Genomic DNA, 16,511 nt, shown 5'->3' with positions numbered 1-16,511 from the left:
TGTAGCAAATGGTGGAATGATTGGACAGGTTGGAATTTCGCCATTTGAGAGATTTACATTTGGAATCTCCTATGGAGGAGAGAAGGTCATTGGGACTGGGACTCCTAATTGGCATAAATCACCAGGAGTACAGGCAAAAGTTGGAATTACAGCACCACGAGTCTCATTTGCAGTTGGATTTGACTCAGAGCCATACGATGACTCATCTAAAGGGATATATGGGGTATTTGGTGGAGATTTGGGTGGAAAATTCATCCCTTACTTTGGAGTTAATTATTACAAATGGTTAGAAGCATTTTATGGAGTAGAGACAGGACTTTCAAAGGAAGCAAAATTGCTACTTGAGGGCTATGTGAAACACGATAGTTTTATACTCAATACTGGTATAAGATGGGCATTTGAGGACCGGATAACACTTGAACTTAGCTTTAAAAATCTTTTAGGTGACGAAGTAATAAGAGTCCTTAAGTTTTCTTATACAGATTATATTTGATAGAAATCTTTGTTCCTGCCTTTGAATTAAGTAATTTTGCACAGTTTCCACTGGGTAAAGAGATTTCCAAAAATCCAGCACTACCAAATATTGCAATTGGAGATTTACCCAGTTTTGGAGTACAAAATCGGTGATTTTGCATGTAAGAAGTCTTTATCTCCTTTATTACACAGTTTTTTATTTTAATTTTAAAGTTTGTTTTTGCAATAGCCTCAAATACGGATTTGGGTACATTTGTTATAATATTACCAAATCCGTCTATGTCCAAAACTTCACCCCTAATTGTATTACTTTTTATTATTGGCTTAGGTGGCTTGAATTTTACCCATTGATTTAACAAATTGCCCAACTCTGAAGGCTTAATCCTTAAACTTAGTTTTGCTGCTATTGGGGCAAAGACATCCCTACCATGAAATGTATTACTTATTAAAGATGAGATTTCCATGATTTTGTAGACTTTAAAATCCTCATTCTCATATATCCAGCTAAAAACACCATTATCAGGACCTACGAAGTGATAATCGTTTGTCTCAACAATTATAGGGTTTCTTTTAGTCCCTACTCCCGGGTCTACTACTACAAGGTGGATTGTCGATTTTGGGAAGTATTTGTAGGCAGTAAAAAGCTGAAAGGCGGCTTTCTTTATATTACCTTGAGGAATTGAGTGAGTAATATCTACAAATTTAAGCTCAGGATTTATCTTAAGCATAACCCCCTTCATAACTCCAACATAGGAATCAGATAGGCCAAAATCTGTTAGAATGGTAACAATCGCCTTCATATCTTTTTTACCGTCATTGCGAGTCCTGATTTATCGGGACGAAGCAATCTTAGTAAAAATTTATCATAGTTTACTATAAAAATCAAGGTTTTTATTTGACAAGCTAAAATATAGCAGAGTATAATGTGAGTGGATGGTAAAAGTATTTGCAATACTGCCTTTTCTTATATTAGCTAACTGTGTACAGCAGTATAAACCGCCACACGCTGTAGGGAAGCAGACAGAGGTTGTTGTAGTTAGTGAAGATGTTGATTATTCTGCAGTTGATAGCATTATCAAAGCTGCACTTGAGCATGTCATATATACTCCTACTACAGAGAATATTTTTGAGACTAAAAAGATAACAGCTAAAAAACTACCCGAGTTTAGGTATCGGCGTAACATTCTCATTTTTGGGCTTATTGGTGAACCAGTCATTGACTCCACACTGGCACCAGATGCGATTAAGAAGGTAATGGCAGGTGAAGACTATATTTTTGGGGCACCTAACCTTTTTATCGATGACCAGTGTGTTCTTGTTATAGCTGCTCCTACTGTATATAAACTAATTGAAGTAGTAGAGAGTAATGCTGACCTTATATTTAACTACTTTGCAGAAGGGGTGAGAAAATCAATTAAAGAAGCTTTGTATAAAGGAGGCTACCAAAAGGAGATAGCTGATAACCTACAAGCTAAGTATGGATTCTCAATCTCTATCCCTCGCGGCTGGGTTGTAGCAAGCGATGAATTTGGATTTGTAAGCTTTATACGCCATTTCCCGGATAGAATCATATCAATATACTGGGAGACTTGCCCAAAGGAGAAATTAAATAAAGAGAAGGCAATAGCTATAAGGGATAAGATTGGTTATAAGTATTACGAGGGAGACAAGGTTGATACTCTAAGGACAAAATTTTACTGGGTTAGCTTTCATAATATGCAAGCTGCTAAACTTGACGGAATATGGCAAAATGACAAAAAAGTGATGGGCGGACCTTTCAGGACATATATTTTATGGAGTGGGGGTGAGCTTTATGTGATAGATATGCATATATTTGCACCAGGTGAAAAGAAGTGGAAATGGATACAACAACTTGAACTAATTTGTGATACATTCAAAATATGAAAATTAATGTAACTCTTTTGCTCGTATTAAATCAGCTTTTGCATTATTATCAAGCCCAAGCTTCCAGTAAGCAGTAGCCCTACCTTCATAAGCCTCTAAATTATCAGGATTAAATTTTATGATTTTAGTATAAATATCAACTGCCTTTTTATATTCTCCAATAATTAGATAAACACTACCTAAATGTAAAAGTGCAGAAATATCGTCCGGTTTAAGTTTAACTAACTTATTTAGAACTTTTACTGCTTTGTCATATCTTTTATCCTTTATTAAGAGAACACCGAGATTGAAGTAAGTGTCCTCTAATGTAGAGTCATACTTAATTGTATACTCAAACGCCTCTTTAGCATTTATGCAATCACCTTTATAGAAATAACAAACACCAAGCTGATGCCAAATCTTCGCATCTGTTGAATCTATGCTTAAACCACGCTTAAAATAATTAATAGCTTTATCGTATTGTCTTTCATTCATATAACGGATACCCATATTTCTATAAATCCAAAGCCTAAAGTCCAATCTATGCAAACAATGTGAAAGTGATGAAGAGCAAAATAATATTACGAGTAGGGACACGCCATGGCGTGTCCCTACATGGATAGTGTTATCGGATAACACAGTCTCCTATTTCTCTTTGTGTAACTCTTTTGCCTTATTCAAATCAGCATCTGCCTCCTTCTTCATCCCAAGCTTCCAATAAGCGTTGGCTCTGCCCTCATAAGCATCTACATTTGTAGGATTAAGGTCGATAATTTTAGTATAAGTATCTACTGCATTTTTGTATTCGCCCATAATAAGATAGACACCACCTAAATGAGATAGGGCTTCGATATCGTCCGGTCTTAATGTAACTGCTCTACTTAAAACCTTAACTGCTTCGTTATACTTTTTCTCTTTTATTAAGATAGCACCGAGATTAAAATATGCATCCTCTAATGTAGAGTCAGCTCTAATTACACGCTCAAATGCATTCTTAGCATTTGGATAATCCTCTTTGTAGAAATAACAAACACCTAATCTATACAGGAGATGCGCATCTGTGGAATCTATAGCTAAACCTTGCTTAAAATAATCAATAGCTTGGTTGTATTTTTCGGCTTTTATATAATAAATACCCAAATTCCGATACGGTTCTAAATTATTAGGATTAAGTTCAATTGCTTTATTATAATATGCTATCATTGTATCTTCTTCACCTAATTTTGAGAATATCCATGCTAAGTTTACATATGCGATTGAAGAGTCGGGCTCAAATTCAGTAGCCTTTTTAAATCGTTTTTTGGCAAGTCCCCAGTCTTCATTACGTTGCGCCTGTAGTCCTGCATCGTAATACACTGACCACAAAAAAGGCTTGTCCTTTTTTAACTCCTTTTTTTCTGGTACTATCTCTGCTATCTTATCAAAACATTTACATGCCTCCTCATACTCTTTCTCGTAAACATAAGCTGTGCCAAGCCACCACCAAGCATCAGGGTCAAGTGGATTTTGACTTAGTTGTTGCTTAAATTGCTCCTCTGCCTTCTTATATTCCTCTTGTTGCATGTAAACTTTACCAGCAGTCATATATTGACTGGCACACCCAATAAGGAATAAAACTACAATAAGTAAACACCTTTTCATTTTACCTCCTTGATTTGTAAAATAACAGGGATTACCCTGTTTGTCAAATAAAATATTTACTAAACTACACATCCAAAGCTCAAATGTCAATCTGCCTGAGGTGGACCAAATCCTAAATGGAGAAGCGAGTAGCGAGAAGCGGGGATTCCCAATTCTCACTGCTCAATACTCGACTCTAACAAATAATATTATTAGTATATAACTGGAGTTTCCCCAAAATTTATAGTATAAATTTCATAATTTAAGAAAAAAAACAAAAAATGGGGAAACTCCAGTATATATAAAACTTGACTTCCAATTTTTATACAGTATTATTAGAAACAATGATAAATTCTAAATCTTATTCTAAGACCATACTTAATAATGGGATACGGGTAGTAACAGAGAGTGTCAAAAATGTGCGTTCAGTATCACTTGGAGTATGTTTGACAAGAGGGGCAAGGGATGAAAATAAGAATGAGAATGGTATTTCACATTTTATTGAGCACCTGTTTTTTAAAGGCACTGAACGCAGGTCAGCAAAAGATATAGCAACTGAGATAGATTCAATAGGAGGTGAACTTAACGGCTTTACAGCAAAAGAGTTTACATACTTTTATGCAAGATTTCTTGATGAGCATCTTGATAAGGTGTGGGATTTAATTGCAGATATTTTAAAGAATTCTAAATTTGACAAAGCTGAAATTGAAAGAGAGAGAGGTGTTATACTTGAGGAAATAAAGAGTTTTGAAGACTCACCGGCTGACCAGTCAATTTATCTTTTGACACAGGCATTGTTTGAGCCGCATCCACTTTCTTACCCAATTATGGGACCAAGTGAAAATGTTAAGAAGTTTACTATAAGTGATATTTTAAAATTTAAATCTGTACATTATCGTGGCCCAAATTTAATTGTGGTTGCATCCGGTAACCTTAAGCATGAAAGACTTGTAGGCCTTGTACATAAATCGCTGGATTTTGAAAAAGAGGTGGTAAAGGGGAGAGAGAAATCACTTTTTGTAAGTGGACCGACTACTAAAAAATTGCATAAAAACGATATATTACAAGTCCATATAGCTCTTGGGACAAGGACTATTGAGTATAAAAATAAAGATAGATATTTATGGCTTATCTTAAACACTCTAATAGGTGGTGGGATGAGTTCAAGACTGTTTCAGCGGCTACGAGAAAAAGAGGGCATTGTTTATGAGGTGGCTTCTTTACTTGAACTACTAACTGACATAGGAATTTTTGGTGTCTACCTCGCTACTGACCCATCAAATATGGAGAAAGCAATTGATTGTGTATGGGATGAATTTGATAAACTACGTAAAAATGGGTTAGAGCCGGACGAGTTGAGTCGCACTAAAGAGCACCTTAAGGGCTGTTTAATGTTGGGGCTTGAGTCTACAACTGCAAGAATGGTCAGCCTATTAGAAAATGAGATACATCTTGGCAGATATGTGCCACCTGATGAAATAACAGAAAATATTGAAAAAGTGAGTGAAGAAGATATCTTATCTGTTGCCCAAAATTATCTTAGACCTGAAATTTATTCAATATCAAAAGTAGGACCAAAAATTAGTTAGAGTTTCCATTTGCGAGAGGTGCGACCTCTTTATCTTACAATTTCTGATAAAAAAATTTAAAGAAAAGATAGAAATTGGGTACGAAATCATTAAAGAATGTACCCTTTGTGGCAGGAACTGTAAAGTAAATAGATTAATTGGAGAGTATGGGATATGTAGGAGTAAAGCTAAACCCTGTGTATCAAGTTATAATCTACACTTTGGTGAAGAGCCCCCAATATCTGGGACGATGGGGTCAGGCACAATATTCTTCACACAATGCTCACTACGTTGTGTGTTTTGTCAGAACTATCCAATAAGCCAGTTAGGGGTCGGAAATGAGACTGACGAAGAGGCTCTCTCAAATATGATGATAGAGTTACAGAATATGGGTGCACATAACATAAACCTTGTCACACCGACACATTTTGTACCTCCTATAATTAAATCAATTTATATTGCAAGAGGGAAAGGGTTAAACATACCTATTGTTTATAACACTGGAGGCTATGATTCGGTTGAGACCATGCGACTACTTGATGGTATTATTGATATATATATATATATGCCGGATGCAAAGTACGGAGACTCCAAAATTGCATCTAAATATTCAGATGCAAGCAACTATGTTAATGTAATGAAACTTGCTGTAAAGGAGATGCATTCACAGGTTGGCGACCTTGTAGTAGAAAATGGGATTGCTAAAAGAGGGCTTCTTATAAGACACCTAATCTTACCAAATAACCTATCTTCTACTTATAAAGTTTTAGAGTTCATCAATAAAGAGTTGCCTAAAAATACATATATAAGCTTGATGGCACAGTATTTTCCTGCACATAGAGCAAATGAATTTAAAAAAATTGCAAGAGAATTGACTGATAAAGAGTATGAGAAAGCAACTAAGTTTATGGCAAAACTTGGTCTAAATAGGGGCTGGCTACAACAAATTAAGTAAAATGTTGACACCCAAAATCTTTATAAATTAATTATACTGACTTTGGATATTTTTGATTTAGACTGAGGCTATTTAGAAATGTCATTCCGAACCCTGAAAGTGTCATTCTGAACTTGGTTCAGAATCTCCTTAGGGCAGGCTTGTTTCGGAATCTTAAAAAAAGAGATGCTGAAATAAATTCAGCATGACATTATGAACGAGCAATATTACGTGTATATTCTCACAAATAAGTCTAACAAAGTTCTTTATATTGGAGTCACAAATAATCTTGAGTGTAGAGTATTTGAACATAGAAATAAATTAGTAGGGGGGTCAAAATAGATTCTTTGCTGGCAAGACTCTACAAATGCTAAATAGCCTTATATCAATTACGCTTCTTCTGGAGAGGTCATATTGGCATATGGAGGCGGTAACGTCGGCATCGGAACGAGTAACCCGGGGAAAAACTCGAAGTGAACTGAGGGATTATTATCAAGGGCACAATCACGATGGATACAGTGGTAAGATATTACACTATTCCACCGTGTGCATTTATGCCAGGTACCAATAGTTATGCTTATGGAACAACTGGGGGCCTTTACTTAGCCAGTTATTCGCTCAATTCCGAGTGGTATGCTCCAGTAAATCTGCCTGATGGAGCAAAGGTAACAGAATTTGAAGTAAGGGTGATGGATAACAATGCTAATAATATAAATGCAACTCTTTTACGCGGCAATTTGGACAATGCTATCTCATTGGCAACTCGCTCTACAAATATTTTGTGTGGTGCTATCTTAACAGCGATGACGGGAGTCATCGGATTCATTCTGTACGGATTACTTACAAGATTGTTAAGCCGTTGCCGTAGAGTGTAAAATAGTAAAATGTAGTCCGTATGGGGTGCAAAAACTGAATCAGACTAAAGAGGTAGCACCTCAAATAGCAAGTTTATTTATCTTTTTATCTCTCGTTCTTACCACTCCTATTTTAGCACAGAACTATATTATGCGAGAGAATGGATTTTCTGCTGGTGGTAAGGCGGGTTCAAGTTCTTTCTTGTTATACGATATTGTAGGTCAATCTGTGACAGGGATAGCGGCAAGTGCTAATTATATAGAATCGGGTGGTTTACTATTTTTTGATATGATTCCAATTGTCGGGCTTGATGAATCTCAACTACTACACTCTTTGTTACCATCTGTCTACAGTCTATCACAAAACTATCCTAATCTTACAACTGGGCTGACAAGTATTAGATACGGGCTTCCAAATGATAGCTATGTAGACATCAGAATATACGATATTACGGGTAGAGTAGTGAGAAGATTAGCATCTGCAATGCAACTCGCCGGCTATTATACCATAAACTGAGATAGCAAGGATAACGAGGGTAAAATGCTACCAGCTGGTATCTATTTTTGCCATCTTGAATCCAATGGTTACAGGGCAGCTAAAGGACTCATATTGATTAGGTAAGTTGCTATCAATGAGGGTATCAAACTTTGGTACTTTTTCAAGAGCGTGCTGAAAAATACCATTAAACTGTCATTCTGAGCGTAGCGAAGAATCTCTATTACTAAATAAATATGCGGAATCCGGAAACTCTTCACTTCGTTCAGAGTGACAATTTTTATACTTTTTTCAGTACACTCCTTTTTTAAAAATACTTGACAAAAATGGTAGAGTATTTTATAATATTAAAATATGAGGATTTCAAGTAAAGGTAGATATGGGCTACGGGCAATGATTGAGCTTGCCCGCCTTGACTTGGCGAGGCAAGCTAAAAATGGGCAAGGTAGGGGTTTGATTAATCAAGCCCCTACTTCGGTTAAGAGTGTATCTGAAAAACAGTGTATTCCTATGGCTTACTTGGAGAGAATTTTTCACGACCTTAATATAGCGGGATTGGTTGAATCTGTGCGAGGACCTGGTGGTGGGTATAAACTTAAAAAGCCACTTAAGAAAATAAAGGTAGGCGATATTTTATATGCACTTGAGGGTCCTATTAAGCTTTCAAACTGTGTGCCAAGAGGTGAAACCTCAACCGGAGAGTGTGATAGAATAAATAACTGTGTAGCAAGAGTTGTATGGAATAGGTTAAGTAAGGAATTTAGCAAGATTCTTAATGATATGAGCTTGCAAGATATTTTGGACGAATACAAACAGAGGGGGAAGGATGGCTAAGTTTATCTATCTTGACCATAATGCTACTACACCTACTGACCCAAGAGTGATTGATGCGATGCGTCCATATTTTAATGAGTTATACAGTAATCCATCAAGCATATATAAATTTGGAAGTGAGGCGCGTGAAGCCATTGAAGATGCAAGAGATAAAGTAGCTAAACTTTTATGTGCGGATTCAAAGGAAATTGTGTTCACAGCAAGTGGGACTGAAGCAAATAATTTTGCAATTAAAGGAATTGCTTATGCAAATAAGGATAAGGGCAATCATATAATTACATCAAAGATTGAGCATCATGCAGTAATTAACCCATGCAGGTGGCTTGAGCGGCAGGGATTTAATGTAAGTTATGTTGGTGTAGATAAATATGGGGTTGTTGATTTGGACGAACTCAAGGCTGCAATTACTAATAAAACAATTTTAATCACTATTATGCATGCTAACAACGAAGTCGGCACAATTGAGCCAATCCAGGAGATTGCAAAGTTTGCAAAAGAGCGTGGTATATATTTCCATACAGATGCAGTGCAGACAGCGGGTAAGATTCCTATAGATGTTAACAAGCTTGGTGTAGATTTACTTTCTTTATCAGGACACAAATTTTACGGTCCCAAAGGAGTAGGTGCACTTTATATTAAAAGAGGGACAAAGGTTGACCCACTCATCCATGGTGGTCATCATGAATTCAATCGTAGGGCTGGTACTGAAAATGTTCCAGGCATTGTAGGGCTAGGTAAAGCGTGTGAAATAGCAGGGAGTGAAATGAGCGAAGAAGATACGAGGCTTAAAAGATTAAGGGATAAGTTGTATAATGGTATAATGAATAAGATACCGGATGTTATTCTAACAGGACATCCAGAAAATAGGCTTAGTGGGACGCTATCAATTTGTGTAAAATATGTGGAGGGTGAATCTATGTTATTGAATTTGGATTATGAAGGTATATCTGCATCTTCAGGGTCTGCCTGTACTTCTGGGTCACTTGAGCCTTCCCATGTCCTACTATCTATGGGAATACCACCTCAAGTTGCACACTCATCTTTAAGATTCAGTCTTGGCAGAGATAATACAGATGCGGATATAGAGCGAGTGATTGATGTATTTCCTGGTGTTGTTAATAGGCTTAGAGAAATATCACCTTTTGGTAAACCCAGGCCATAATATGAGCTGGGTAAACATTGAGGTAGGATGAACATCAAAGAAATAAAGGAGATATAATGAAGGCATAGTACATCTGGAGGTGATAAGATGTATCTAAATTATAAAAGGGATGGGCGATGAATTTAGCTATCCCGATAATATTTGTAATATTTGGTGCTTTTCTTTCAATTGTGTTCACCAAATTCCTTATACAAAATGGTAGAGCTATATTGGAAGAAGGTAAGAAAACGAGGGAACTTATAGAGAAGATAAGTGAACTTATAAAGGAGACAAGAGAAGAAACAAAAGCCCTTATCACCAGCGAAGGTGATAAGACGAGAAAGTTCGTAAAAGAATTGAAATCATAAGATAAATATGTAGCGTGAGGCTTCAGCCTCGCTAATAGGGGAAAATGCTTACAACTATTATAATGTTTGGGATAGCTGTAGTTCTAACAGTATTTGCTTATTCTCGTGGCGTATATATTGAGGGACTTAAATTTAGTGGTAAAACTTTTCTTGGTGTTTTACCACTTCTCATTGCTTCATTTGCCGTTGCAGGAATGGTGCAGGTTTTGATTCCTAAAGATATTATTGCTAAATGGTTAGGTAAAGAAGCTGGCTTTAAGGGGATTATGATTGGGTGGTTGATTGGCTTTCTTATTCCTCTAAGTCCTTATGCACTATTCCCGATACTTGCTTCTTTTTATAAGATAGGGGCGAGTGCGTCCTGTCTTGTCACCCTTATAGCAGCATGGGGAATGGGGACTGTTAGTAGGCTGCCACTTGAAATAAGTATATTAGGACCTAAATTTGTGCTAATAAGGGTGGCATCTACATTCATTTTGCCACCAATAGCAGGGCTTTTAGCTAAGACTTTTTTCTCATAATATAAAGGATATGTTTAGAAATGAAGCCACAGATTTCACGGATAAATGATGAAACCACGAATGGACATAAATAAAGGAAAGAATAGTCTTATGAATTTAGTGTGTATTCGTGTATATTCGTGGTTAAAAATCTGTGCAATCTGGAGCTAAGGAAAGGAGGTGATTAATTATGGCTACTTGCAGGGATTGCGACTTCTTTAAGCCCAACAAAAAAGACAAGCAAGAATAAAACACTCGCTTTTCCACGATGAACGGCGAGGGTAGATTATACAAGATGGACATAAAAAGTGAAATAATAAAGTTAAAAGAAAAAAATGATGCTGTTTTACTTGTCCACAATTATCAGCGAGCCGAGATACAGGAGATTGCTGATTACATAGGGGACTCACTTGATCTGTCAAGACAGGCGGCAAGTGTAAAGTGTAAAATTATCGTCTTTTGTGGTGTCAAATTTATGGCTGAGAGTGCTAAAATACTTGCACCGGAGAAGACTGTCTTAATTCCGAGAAGTGATGTCAGCTGTCCTATGGCTGATATGGTAGGAGTAGCTGAACTAAAGGAACTTAAAGCAGAGCACCCAGATGCTATAGTAGTCTCGTATGTAAACACAAATGCAGATGTGAAGGCAGAGACTGATGTTTGTTGTACATCTGCTAATGCAGTTAATGTGGTTAAAAATGTTAATGCAAAAAAGATAATATTTGTCCCTGATAGGAATCTTGCAAGCTGGGTACAAAGGTTTACAGATAAAGAGATTATACCATGGAATGGCTTTTGTTATGTGCATGAGCTGATAGAACCTATGTTTGTTAAAGAGGCAAAAGAGTGGCATCCGGATGCAAAGCTTATTGTCCACCCAGAGTGTAGGAGACAAGTTATTGATTTAGCAGATGAGGTATTAAGTACTAATGGGATGGTTAAGTTTGCGAAGAATTCTGGTGCTAATAAGATTATAGTAGGGACTGAAGAAGGTATCCTTTATAGGTTAAAGAAAGAGAACCCGAGTAAAACATTTTATACAGCAGGACCTGCTCGTATGTGTCGCAGTATGAAGTTTATTACACTTTTTGATGTATATCTTGCACTGAAAGAGGAGAGGTATAAGGTGGAAATACCTAAGCCAATAAGAGAGAAAGCAAAGATATCACTTGATAGGATGTTAGAATATATTTAATTTATGGCTTTTGAATATACTAAGAAAGTTTTAGAACACTTCAGGAATCCAAGAAATGTGGGTGTGATAGAAAACCCTGATGGTGTAGGTAAGGTTACATCACCAGTTTGTGGTGATATAATGGAGCTTTATATAAAAGTGAAAGATGACAGGATTGAGGATGCTAAATTTCAGACTTTTGGGTGTGCAGCAGCAGTGGCTTCATCATCCATTTTGACTGAAATGATAAAAGGTAAAACTGTTGAGGAGGCGCTAAAAATAACTAATGAGAGAATAGCAGAAGCTTTGGGTGGCTTACCTAAAGAGAAGGTCCATTGCTCAGTATTAGCAGAGGATGGTGTTAAGTCAGCAATTGAAGATTACCAGAAGAAATGCAAAATGCGAAGTGCAAAATAGAAAATTAAATTTTGATATTTGATTTTACTATGAGGGTAGTTTGTGCAATGAATGGTAGAGTGAGAAATCAACAATTGAAGATTATCTAAAAAGCAAAGTACTAGCTAAAGTATTGAAGGAAAATAGGTAAAAAGTGATAGGAATTCAATTTTTACTTGTTCTTAAGCAGTATATTATTGAAGTACTGCCTGCTTTAGTAATCGGGTTCTTTCTTAGTGGGTTGATACATGAGTTTGTCCCTATTGGTCAGATAAAAAAATATTTGGGTAGTGGTGGGATAGTTCCAATTCTTTACTCAACTTTTGTTGGTACTTTACTCCCTCTCTGTTGTATAGGTACTCTTCCCATAGGACTAGGTTTATATAAAAGGGGGGCAAAACTTGGGCCAGTTCTTGCATTTTTAGTAGCAACACCAGCTACTTCAATAACAGCGTTACTCGTAACCTATAGTCTTCTTGGTATAAGGTTTACAGGTTTTCTTTTCTTCTCGGTCATTCTTCTTGGAATAGTTATTGGCACAATTGGCAACTTTCTAAATATTAATCCAGAAAGAACAGCTTTTAAAGAAGGGTTAGTGAATGACCCAGTTTGCAGAATGAATATAGTAGAGGCTACTGCTACAACTACAGAGTACAATGGCAAAAGCTACTATTTTTGTTCTCCACACTGTAAAGCTACATTTATAAAAGAGCCAGTAAAATATTGATATGCCAAAAGAAATTGGGCTCGAATTAATCATAGGAATTCTACTGGCTGCCCTTATATCCACAATTACACCGGTTGTGTATTTTATCAAACATTGGCTACCCGGCGGTATTGGCTATTTATTTGCACTTATATTTGGACTTATTATGTATATGTGCTCCACTGGAAGTGTTCCATTAGTTCATGCATTTGTTTCACAAGGAATGAATATAGGGGCAGGCATGGTATTACTTATTGCAGGCCCTGTCACAAGCTATGCAACTATTCTGGCTTTAAGGAAGGAATTCGGGCTTAAAATTCTATGCATTTACTTATTAGTTATTTCTTAATGGCTTTGGGGTTAGGGTATATTTTTCTATAATTTAAAAAAGAGGCGGTCGGGAGGAAAAGATGCGAGAAAAGATAGAAAAGGTGCTAAATGAGGATATAAAACCAATGCTTGCCATGGATGGTGGGAGCATTGAGCTTATTGAGGTAAAGGATGGAATAGTGGAAGTAAGGCTTACAGGAGCATGTGGTGGTTGTCCTATGGCTCAGCTGACTCTCACTAAGGTTGTTGAGACAAAGCTTAAAGAGAAGATACCAGAGGTAAAGAGAGTGGAGTCAGTATAGGTCTCTTTACGATTTAGTCTAAAATTATGCCAAGGGTAGTAGTTGCAATGAGTGGCGGAGTAGATTCATCTACTACTGCTGCTATCTTGAAACAGATGGGCTATGAAGTTATCGGATTTACTATGAAACTGTGGGATGATGGTGGCTCAAGGTTGAGGTCGCACCTCTGCTGTTCAGTTGAAGATGTGTATGATGCTAAAAGGATAGCAGCCCAACTGGGTATACCACATTATGTGATAAATATGAAGGAGGCTTTTAAAAAAGAAGTAGTCGACTACTTTGTAAATGAATACCTAAATGGACGGACACCTAATCCTTGTGTTGTATGTAACCAGAAGATTAAGTTTGGATTACTTCTTGGGAAGGCAAAATCTATTGGAGCAGATTTCATAGCTACAGGCCACTATGCAAAAGTAGAATGGGATTCAAGAATTGAAAGGTATATTTTGAAGAAAGGTGAAGACAAGAGTAAAGAGCAATCGTATTTTCTTGCTATGCTGTCACAAGAGAGTTTAAGCAAGGCATTATTTCCTCTTGGTAATTATACAAAAGAGGAAGTAAGAAAAATGGCTGCTCAACTACAACTTAAAGTAGCAGAAAAGAATGAATCACAAGAAGTTTGCTTTATTCCGGATAATGACTACGCTAAGTTTATATGCAATAGAGTTTCTTTTCCCGTGAAGTCGGGATTAAAGGAAGGTGCTATCATTGACAAAACTGGTAAAGTTATAGGTAAACACAATGGGATTATAGGCTATACAATTGGACAGCGTAGAGGAATTAGGAAGCCGAGTGATAAGCCGTTTTATGTTACACGGATAGACTCTAAATCAAATACAGTTACTGTGGGAGATGAAGCTGATTTATATTCAAGTCACTTGGTTGCTACAGACTTGAATTGGATAAGTGTTAGAAAGCTTGATAAGAGGTATCACTTCAAAGAGATGGATGTTTATGTAAAAATAAGATATAATCATAAGCCAGCAGAAGCTAAAATAATCCAAAATAAAGGAAACGAAATCTTGGTAAAATTCAAAACCCCACAAAGAGCTATAACACCGGGTCAATTAGCTGTATTTTATACCAATGATACAGTGATTGGAGGGGGTTGGATAAGATGATTAAGATGATAAGGAGGTGGGGCTTATGAGGGTGAATAGAGACTGAGGGGAGGTAGGTAATGCTGATATGGTAAGCATTTTAACTAGGAAGGAGAGATGAAAGTTGGCAAAATTTTATTGATGGCAATCTTTTTGTGTTTTACTATAAATGTGAGAGGTGAGCAAAGAGTGGTAGTAGCAGAAGGGTTCACTGCGACTTGGTGTGGATGTTGTCCTTATTCAGCAAGGGCAATTCATAGGTTATCAAAGGAAGTAGGCGACTCTATGGCTGTGATGGAGTATCACCTTAATGATCCGTTTTCAACAAGTGAGACTTCGGCAAGAGCAAATTATTACAATATCTCCAGTATTCCTCACATGTGGTTTGATGGCGTTCTCAATTATGTAGGTGGAGGTTCAGGCAACTATAACCAGTATCGGAATGCGTTCAATACCCGCAAAACCATACCATCACCGCTCTTAATTGCACTCAGTGGCTCCTACAATCAGGCAACAATGCAAGGTACAGTTGATGCGCACATCACTAATACAAGTGAAAATCAGGTAAGTGGGACACTACAATTTGTGCTTACTGAGACTAATATCCAATATCATTGGCAAAATGAGGATAGCTTGTTTGATGTTGTAAGAGATATGATACCAAACGCAAGTGGTGAGGCAATCTCAATAGAGGCAGGCGAATCAATTGATAAATCGAGGAATTTTACAGTAAATCCGGGCTGGGATGCTGACAACTGTGACATTGTTGTATTTGTTCAGGCTGGTTCTAAAGAAATATATCAAGGAGCTAAATCGCATATCATGGATTTGGGTATAGAAGAGAACTCAAACCTCAAAGCTCAAAACTCAAAATTCGTAGAATCCTGTGGACTTGAAATCTATCCTAATCCATTCAGCAAGGAGACGCATATAGTATTTAGCATTTTGCATTTAGCTGAAGACTCAAATTACTTGCTTAGAATTTATGACATTACCGGTAGATTAGTTAACTCAATAAACTCAATGAGCTCAACAAACTCAACTACTGTGACTTGGGATTGTAAAGATGGGACTGGCAAATTTGTTGAATCAGGTGTATACTTTTGTCAGCTTATAGTAGGTGACAGAAGTATAATAAAGAAGATGATTGTGATGAGATGATACCTCAAAATATCATGCTGAGCATAGTGAAGCCCCTCCAAAAGTAGATTCTTCGCTTCGCTCAGAATGACAAGAAGGAAAACTCAGAATGCGATTCTTCACTTCATTCAGGAGGAGAACAACAAAACACATAAAACTTAACATTTGAGATAGGAGTCATATTATAATTTTTTTATTATTAATACTTGCTCCAGAGTCCCAACTTGTCGGGACTCGAGTTGCCCCTAATTTTACTCTCAATGACTTAGATAAAAACGAGGTAGTGCTTGACTCACTTGTTAATAGAGGACTGGTAGTTATTGAATTTTGGGCTACCTGGTGTAAGCCGTGTATAAGGGAGCTTGATACTTTTAAGAAGTTAAACAAAGAGGTATCACCTCAAGATGTAACTTTTGTTGGTATTAATATAGATGAAACTCGTACCAGGAGGAATGTCCCTCTAATGGTTAAATCGCGTGGATGGGATTTCTTAATCCTTTATGATGATGACCAAAAAGTGGCAAAACTTTTTCAAGTGCAAGTAATACCGTGTACTTTTATTATTGGTAAAAATAGAGAAATTTTGTATCATTGTATCGGGTTTAGAAAGGGAGATGAAGAATTACTTTATAAAGAGATACAGTCAGTTATTGAAAAGCCGGAAGGCTTGGATTAATTTTTTTCTGTTAA

General features: G+C 36.8%; 21 protein-coding genes and 1 pseudogene. 19 read left to right on the top strand and 3 right to left on the bottom strand.

All coding sequences use genetic code 11. The features are described 5' to 3' along the window. Positions 1-16: 16 nt before the first annotated feature. A complete protein-coding gene (locus tag QMD71_02375; GenBank protein MDI6839693.1) occupies positions 17-493 on the top strand; it encodes a hypothetical protein in 477 nt (158 codons plus the stop codon). Here the strand turns inward: QMD71_02375 and QMD71_02370 are convergent. Further along, positions 465-1,274, bottom strand: coding sequence for an SAM-dependent chlorinase/fluorinase (locus QMD71_02370; protein ID MDI6839692.1), 810 nt, complete (start codon positions 1,272-1,274; stop codon positions 465-467). The genes QMD71_02375 and QMD71_02370 overlap by 29 nt on opposite strands. Positions 1,275-1,407: 133 nt before the next feature. Between QMD71_02370 and QMD71_02365 the strand changes: the two genes are divergently transcribed. Continuing rightward, positions 1,408-2,379, top strand: coding sequence for a DUF4837 family protein (locus QMD71_02365; protein ID MDI6839691.1), 972 nt, complete (start codon positions 1,408-1,410; stop codon positions 2,377-2,379). A gap of 3 nt (positions 2,380-2,382) precedes the next feature. Here QMD71_02365 and QMD71_02360 read toward each other — a convergent pair whose 3' ends face one another. Together QMD71_02360 and QMD71_02355 are read right to left on the bottom strand one after the other, a co-directional pair. Then, positions 2,383-2,997: a tetratricopeptide repeat protein gene (locus tag QMD71_02360; protein ID MDI6839690.1), complete on the bottom strand. Its 615-nt coding sequence runs from the start codon at positions 2,995-2,997 to the stop codon at positions 2,383-2,385. A gap of 6 nt (positions 2,998-3,003) precedes the next feature. Further along, on the bottom strand, positions 3,004-3,999 hold the full coding sequence (locus QMD71_02355; protein MDI6839689.1) for a tetratricopeptide repeat protein: 996 nt from the start codon (positions 3,997-3,999) through the stop codon (positions 3,004-3,006). A gap of 323 nt (positions 4,000-4,322) precedes the next feature. On the opposite strand from QMD71_02355, the gene QMD71_02350 reads away from it, so the two are divergent. The 17 genes and pseudogenes from QMD71_02350 to QMD71_02270 all read left to right on the top strand — a co-directional run bounded on the left by QMD71_02350 (position 4,323) and on the right by QMD71_02270 (position 16,497). Then, positions 4,323-5,567, top strand: coding sequence for a pitrilysin family protein (locus tag QMD71_02350; protein MDI6839688.1), 1,245 nt, complete (start codon positions 4,323-4,325; stop codon positions 5,565-5,567). A gap of 229 nt (positions 5,568-5,796) precedes the next feature. Continuing rightward, a complete protein-coding gene (locus QMD71_02345; GenBank protein MDI6839687.1) occupies positions 5,797-6,501 on the top strand; it encodes a radical SAM protein in 705 nt (234 codons plus the stop codon). Between the two features lie 192 nt (positions 6,502-6,693). Beyond that, a pseudogene (locus tag QMD71_02340) lies at positions 6,694-6,813 on the top strand (GIY-YIG nuclease family protein). 176 nt (positions 6,814-6,989) lie between these two features. Next, the gene (locus QMD71_02335) at positions 6,990-7,355 is read left to right on the top strand and encodes a hypothetical protein (protein MDI6839686.1); all 366 of its coding nucleotides are present in this window, start codon (positions 6,990-6,992) and stop codon (positions 7,353-7,355) included. Positions 7,356-7,380: 25 nt separating this feature from the next. Continuing rightward, positions 7,381-7,851 (top strand): hypothetical protein, encoded by a 471-nt coding sequence (locus tag QMD71_02330; protein ID MDI6839685.1) that lies wholly within the window; start codon positions 7,381-7,383, stop codon positions 7,849-7,851. A 333-nt stretch (positions 7,852-8,184) separates the two neighbouring features. Then, the gene (locus QMD71_02325) at positions 8,185-8,664 is read left to right on the top strand and encodes an Rrf2 family transcriptional regulator (protein MDI6839684.1); all 480 of its coding nucleotides are present in this window, start codon (positions 8,185-8,187) and stop codon (positions 8,662-8,664) included. Continuing rightward, complete coding sequence (gene nifS / locus QMD71_02320) at positions 8,657-9,826, top strand: cysteine desulfurase NifS (GenBank protein ID MDI6839683.1); 1,170 nt, start codon at positions 8,657-8,659, stop codon at positions 9,824-9,826. Before QMD71_02325 ends, nifS begins: the two co-directional genes overlap by 8 nt. Positions 9,827-9,942: 116 nt before the next feature. Continuing rightward, positions 9,943-10,173 (top strand): hypothetical protein, encoded by a 231-nt coding sequence (locus QMD71_02315; protein MDI6839682.1) that lies wholly within the window; start codon positions 9,943-9,945, stop codon positions 10,171-10,173. Positions 10,174-10,217: 44 nt separating this feature from the next. Beyond that, on the top strand, positions 10,218-10,694 hold the full coding sequence (locus QMD71_02310) for a permease (protein ID MDI6839681.1): 477 nt from the start codon (positions 10,218-10,220) through the stop codon (positions 10,692-10,694). A 274-nt stretch (positions 10,695-10,968) separates the two neighbouring features. Next, positions 10,969-11,868, top strand: coding sequence for a quinolinate synthase NadA (nadA, locus tag QMD71_02305; protein ID MDI6839680.1), 900 nt, complete (start codon positions 10,969-10,971; stop codon positions 11,866-11,868). A 3-nt stretch (positions 11,869-11,871) separates the two neighbouring features. Further along, complete coding sequence (gene nifU, locus QMD71_02300) at positions 11,872-12,264, top strand: Fe-S cluster assembly scaffold protein NifU (protein ID MDI6839679.1); 393 nt, start codon at positions 11,872-11,874, stop codon at positions 12,262-12,264. Between the two features lie 133 nt (positions 12,265-12,397). Continuing rightward, positions 12,398-12,970 (top strand): permease, encoded by a 573-nt coding sequence (locus QMD71_02295; protein MDI6839678.1) that lies wholly within the window; start codon positions 12,398-12,400, stop codon positions 12,968-12,970. A gap of 1 nt (position 12,971) precedes the next feature. Beyond that, positions 12,972-13,298, top strand: a complete 327-nt coding sequence (locus QMD71_02290) for a permease (protein ID MDI6839677.1) — start codon at positions 12,972-12,974, stop codon at positions 13,296-13,298. A gap of 61 nt (positions 13,299-13,359) precedes the next feature. Beyond that, entirely contained in the window at positions 13,360-13,581 is a 222-nt protein-coding gene (locus QMD71_02285) for a NifU family protein (protein ID MDI6839676.1), read from the top strand. 26 nt (positions 13,582-13,607) lie between these two features. Continuing rightward, on the top strand, positions 13,608-14,702 hold the full coding sequence (gene mnmA, locus QMD71_02280) for a tRNA 2-thiouridine(34) synthase MnmA (GenBank protein ID MDI6839675.1): 1,095 nt from the start codon (positions 13,608-13,610) through the stop codon (positions 14,700-14,702). A 96-nt stretch (positions 14,703-14,798) separates the two neighbouring features. Then, entirely contained in the window at positions 14,799-15,842 is a 1,044-nt protein-coding gene (locus QMD71_02275) for an Omp28-related outer membrane protein (protein ID MDI6839674.1), read from the top strand. A gap of 181 nt (positions 15,843-16,023) precedes the next feature. Further along, complete coding sequence (locus QMD71_02270) at positions 16,024-16,497, top strand: TlpA disulfide reductase family protein (GenBank protein MDI6839673.1); 474 nt, start codon at positions 16,024-16,026, stop codon at positions 16,495-16,497. Positions 16,498-16,511 lie beyond the last annotated feature (14 nt).

It is taken from the genome of bacterium (assembly GCA_030018315.1).
Taxonomy (GTDB): Bacteria; Hydrothermota; UBA3073; order JACQXS01; family JAGMCI01; genus JASEGA01.
This window is presented reverse-complemented; position numbering and strand designations above follow the sequence as displayed.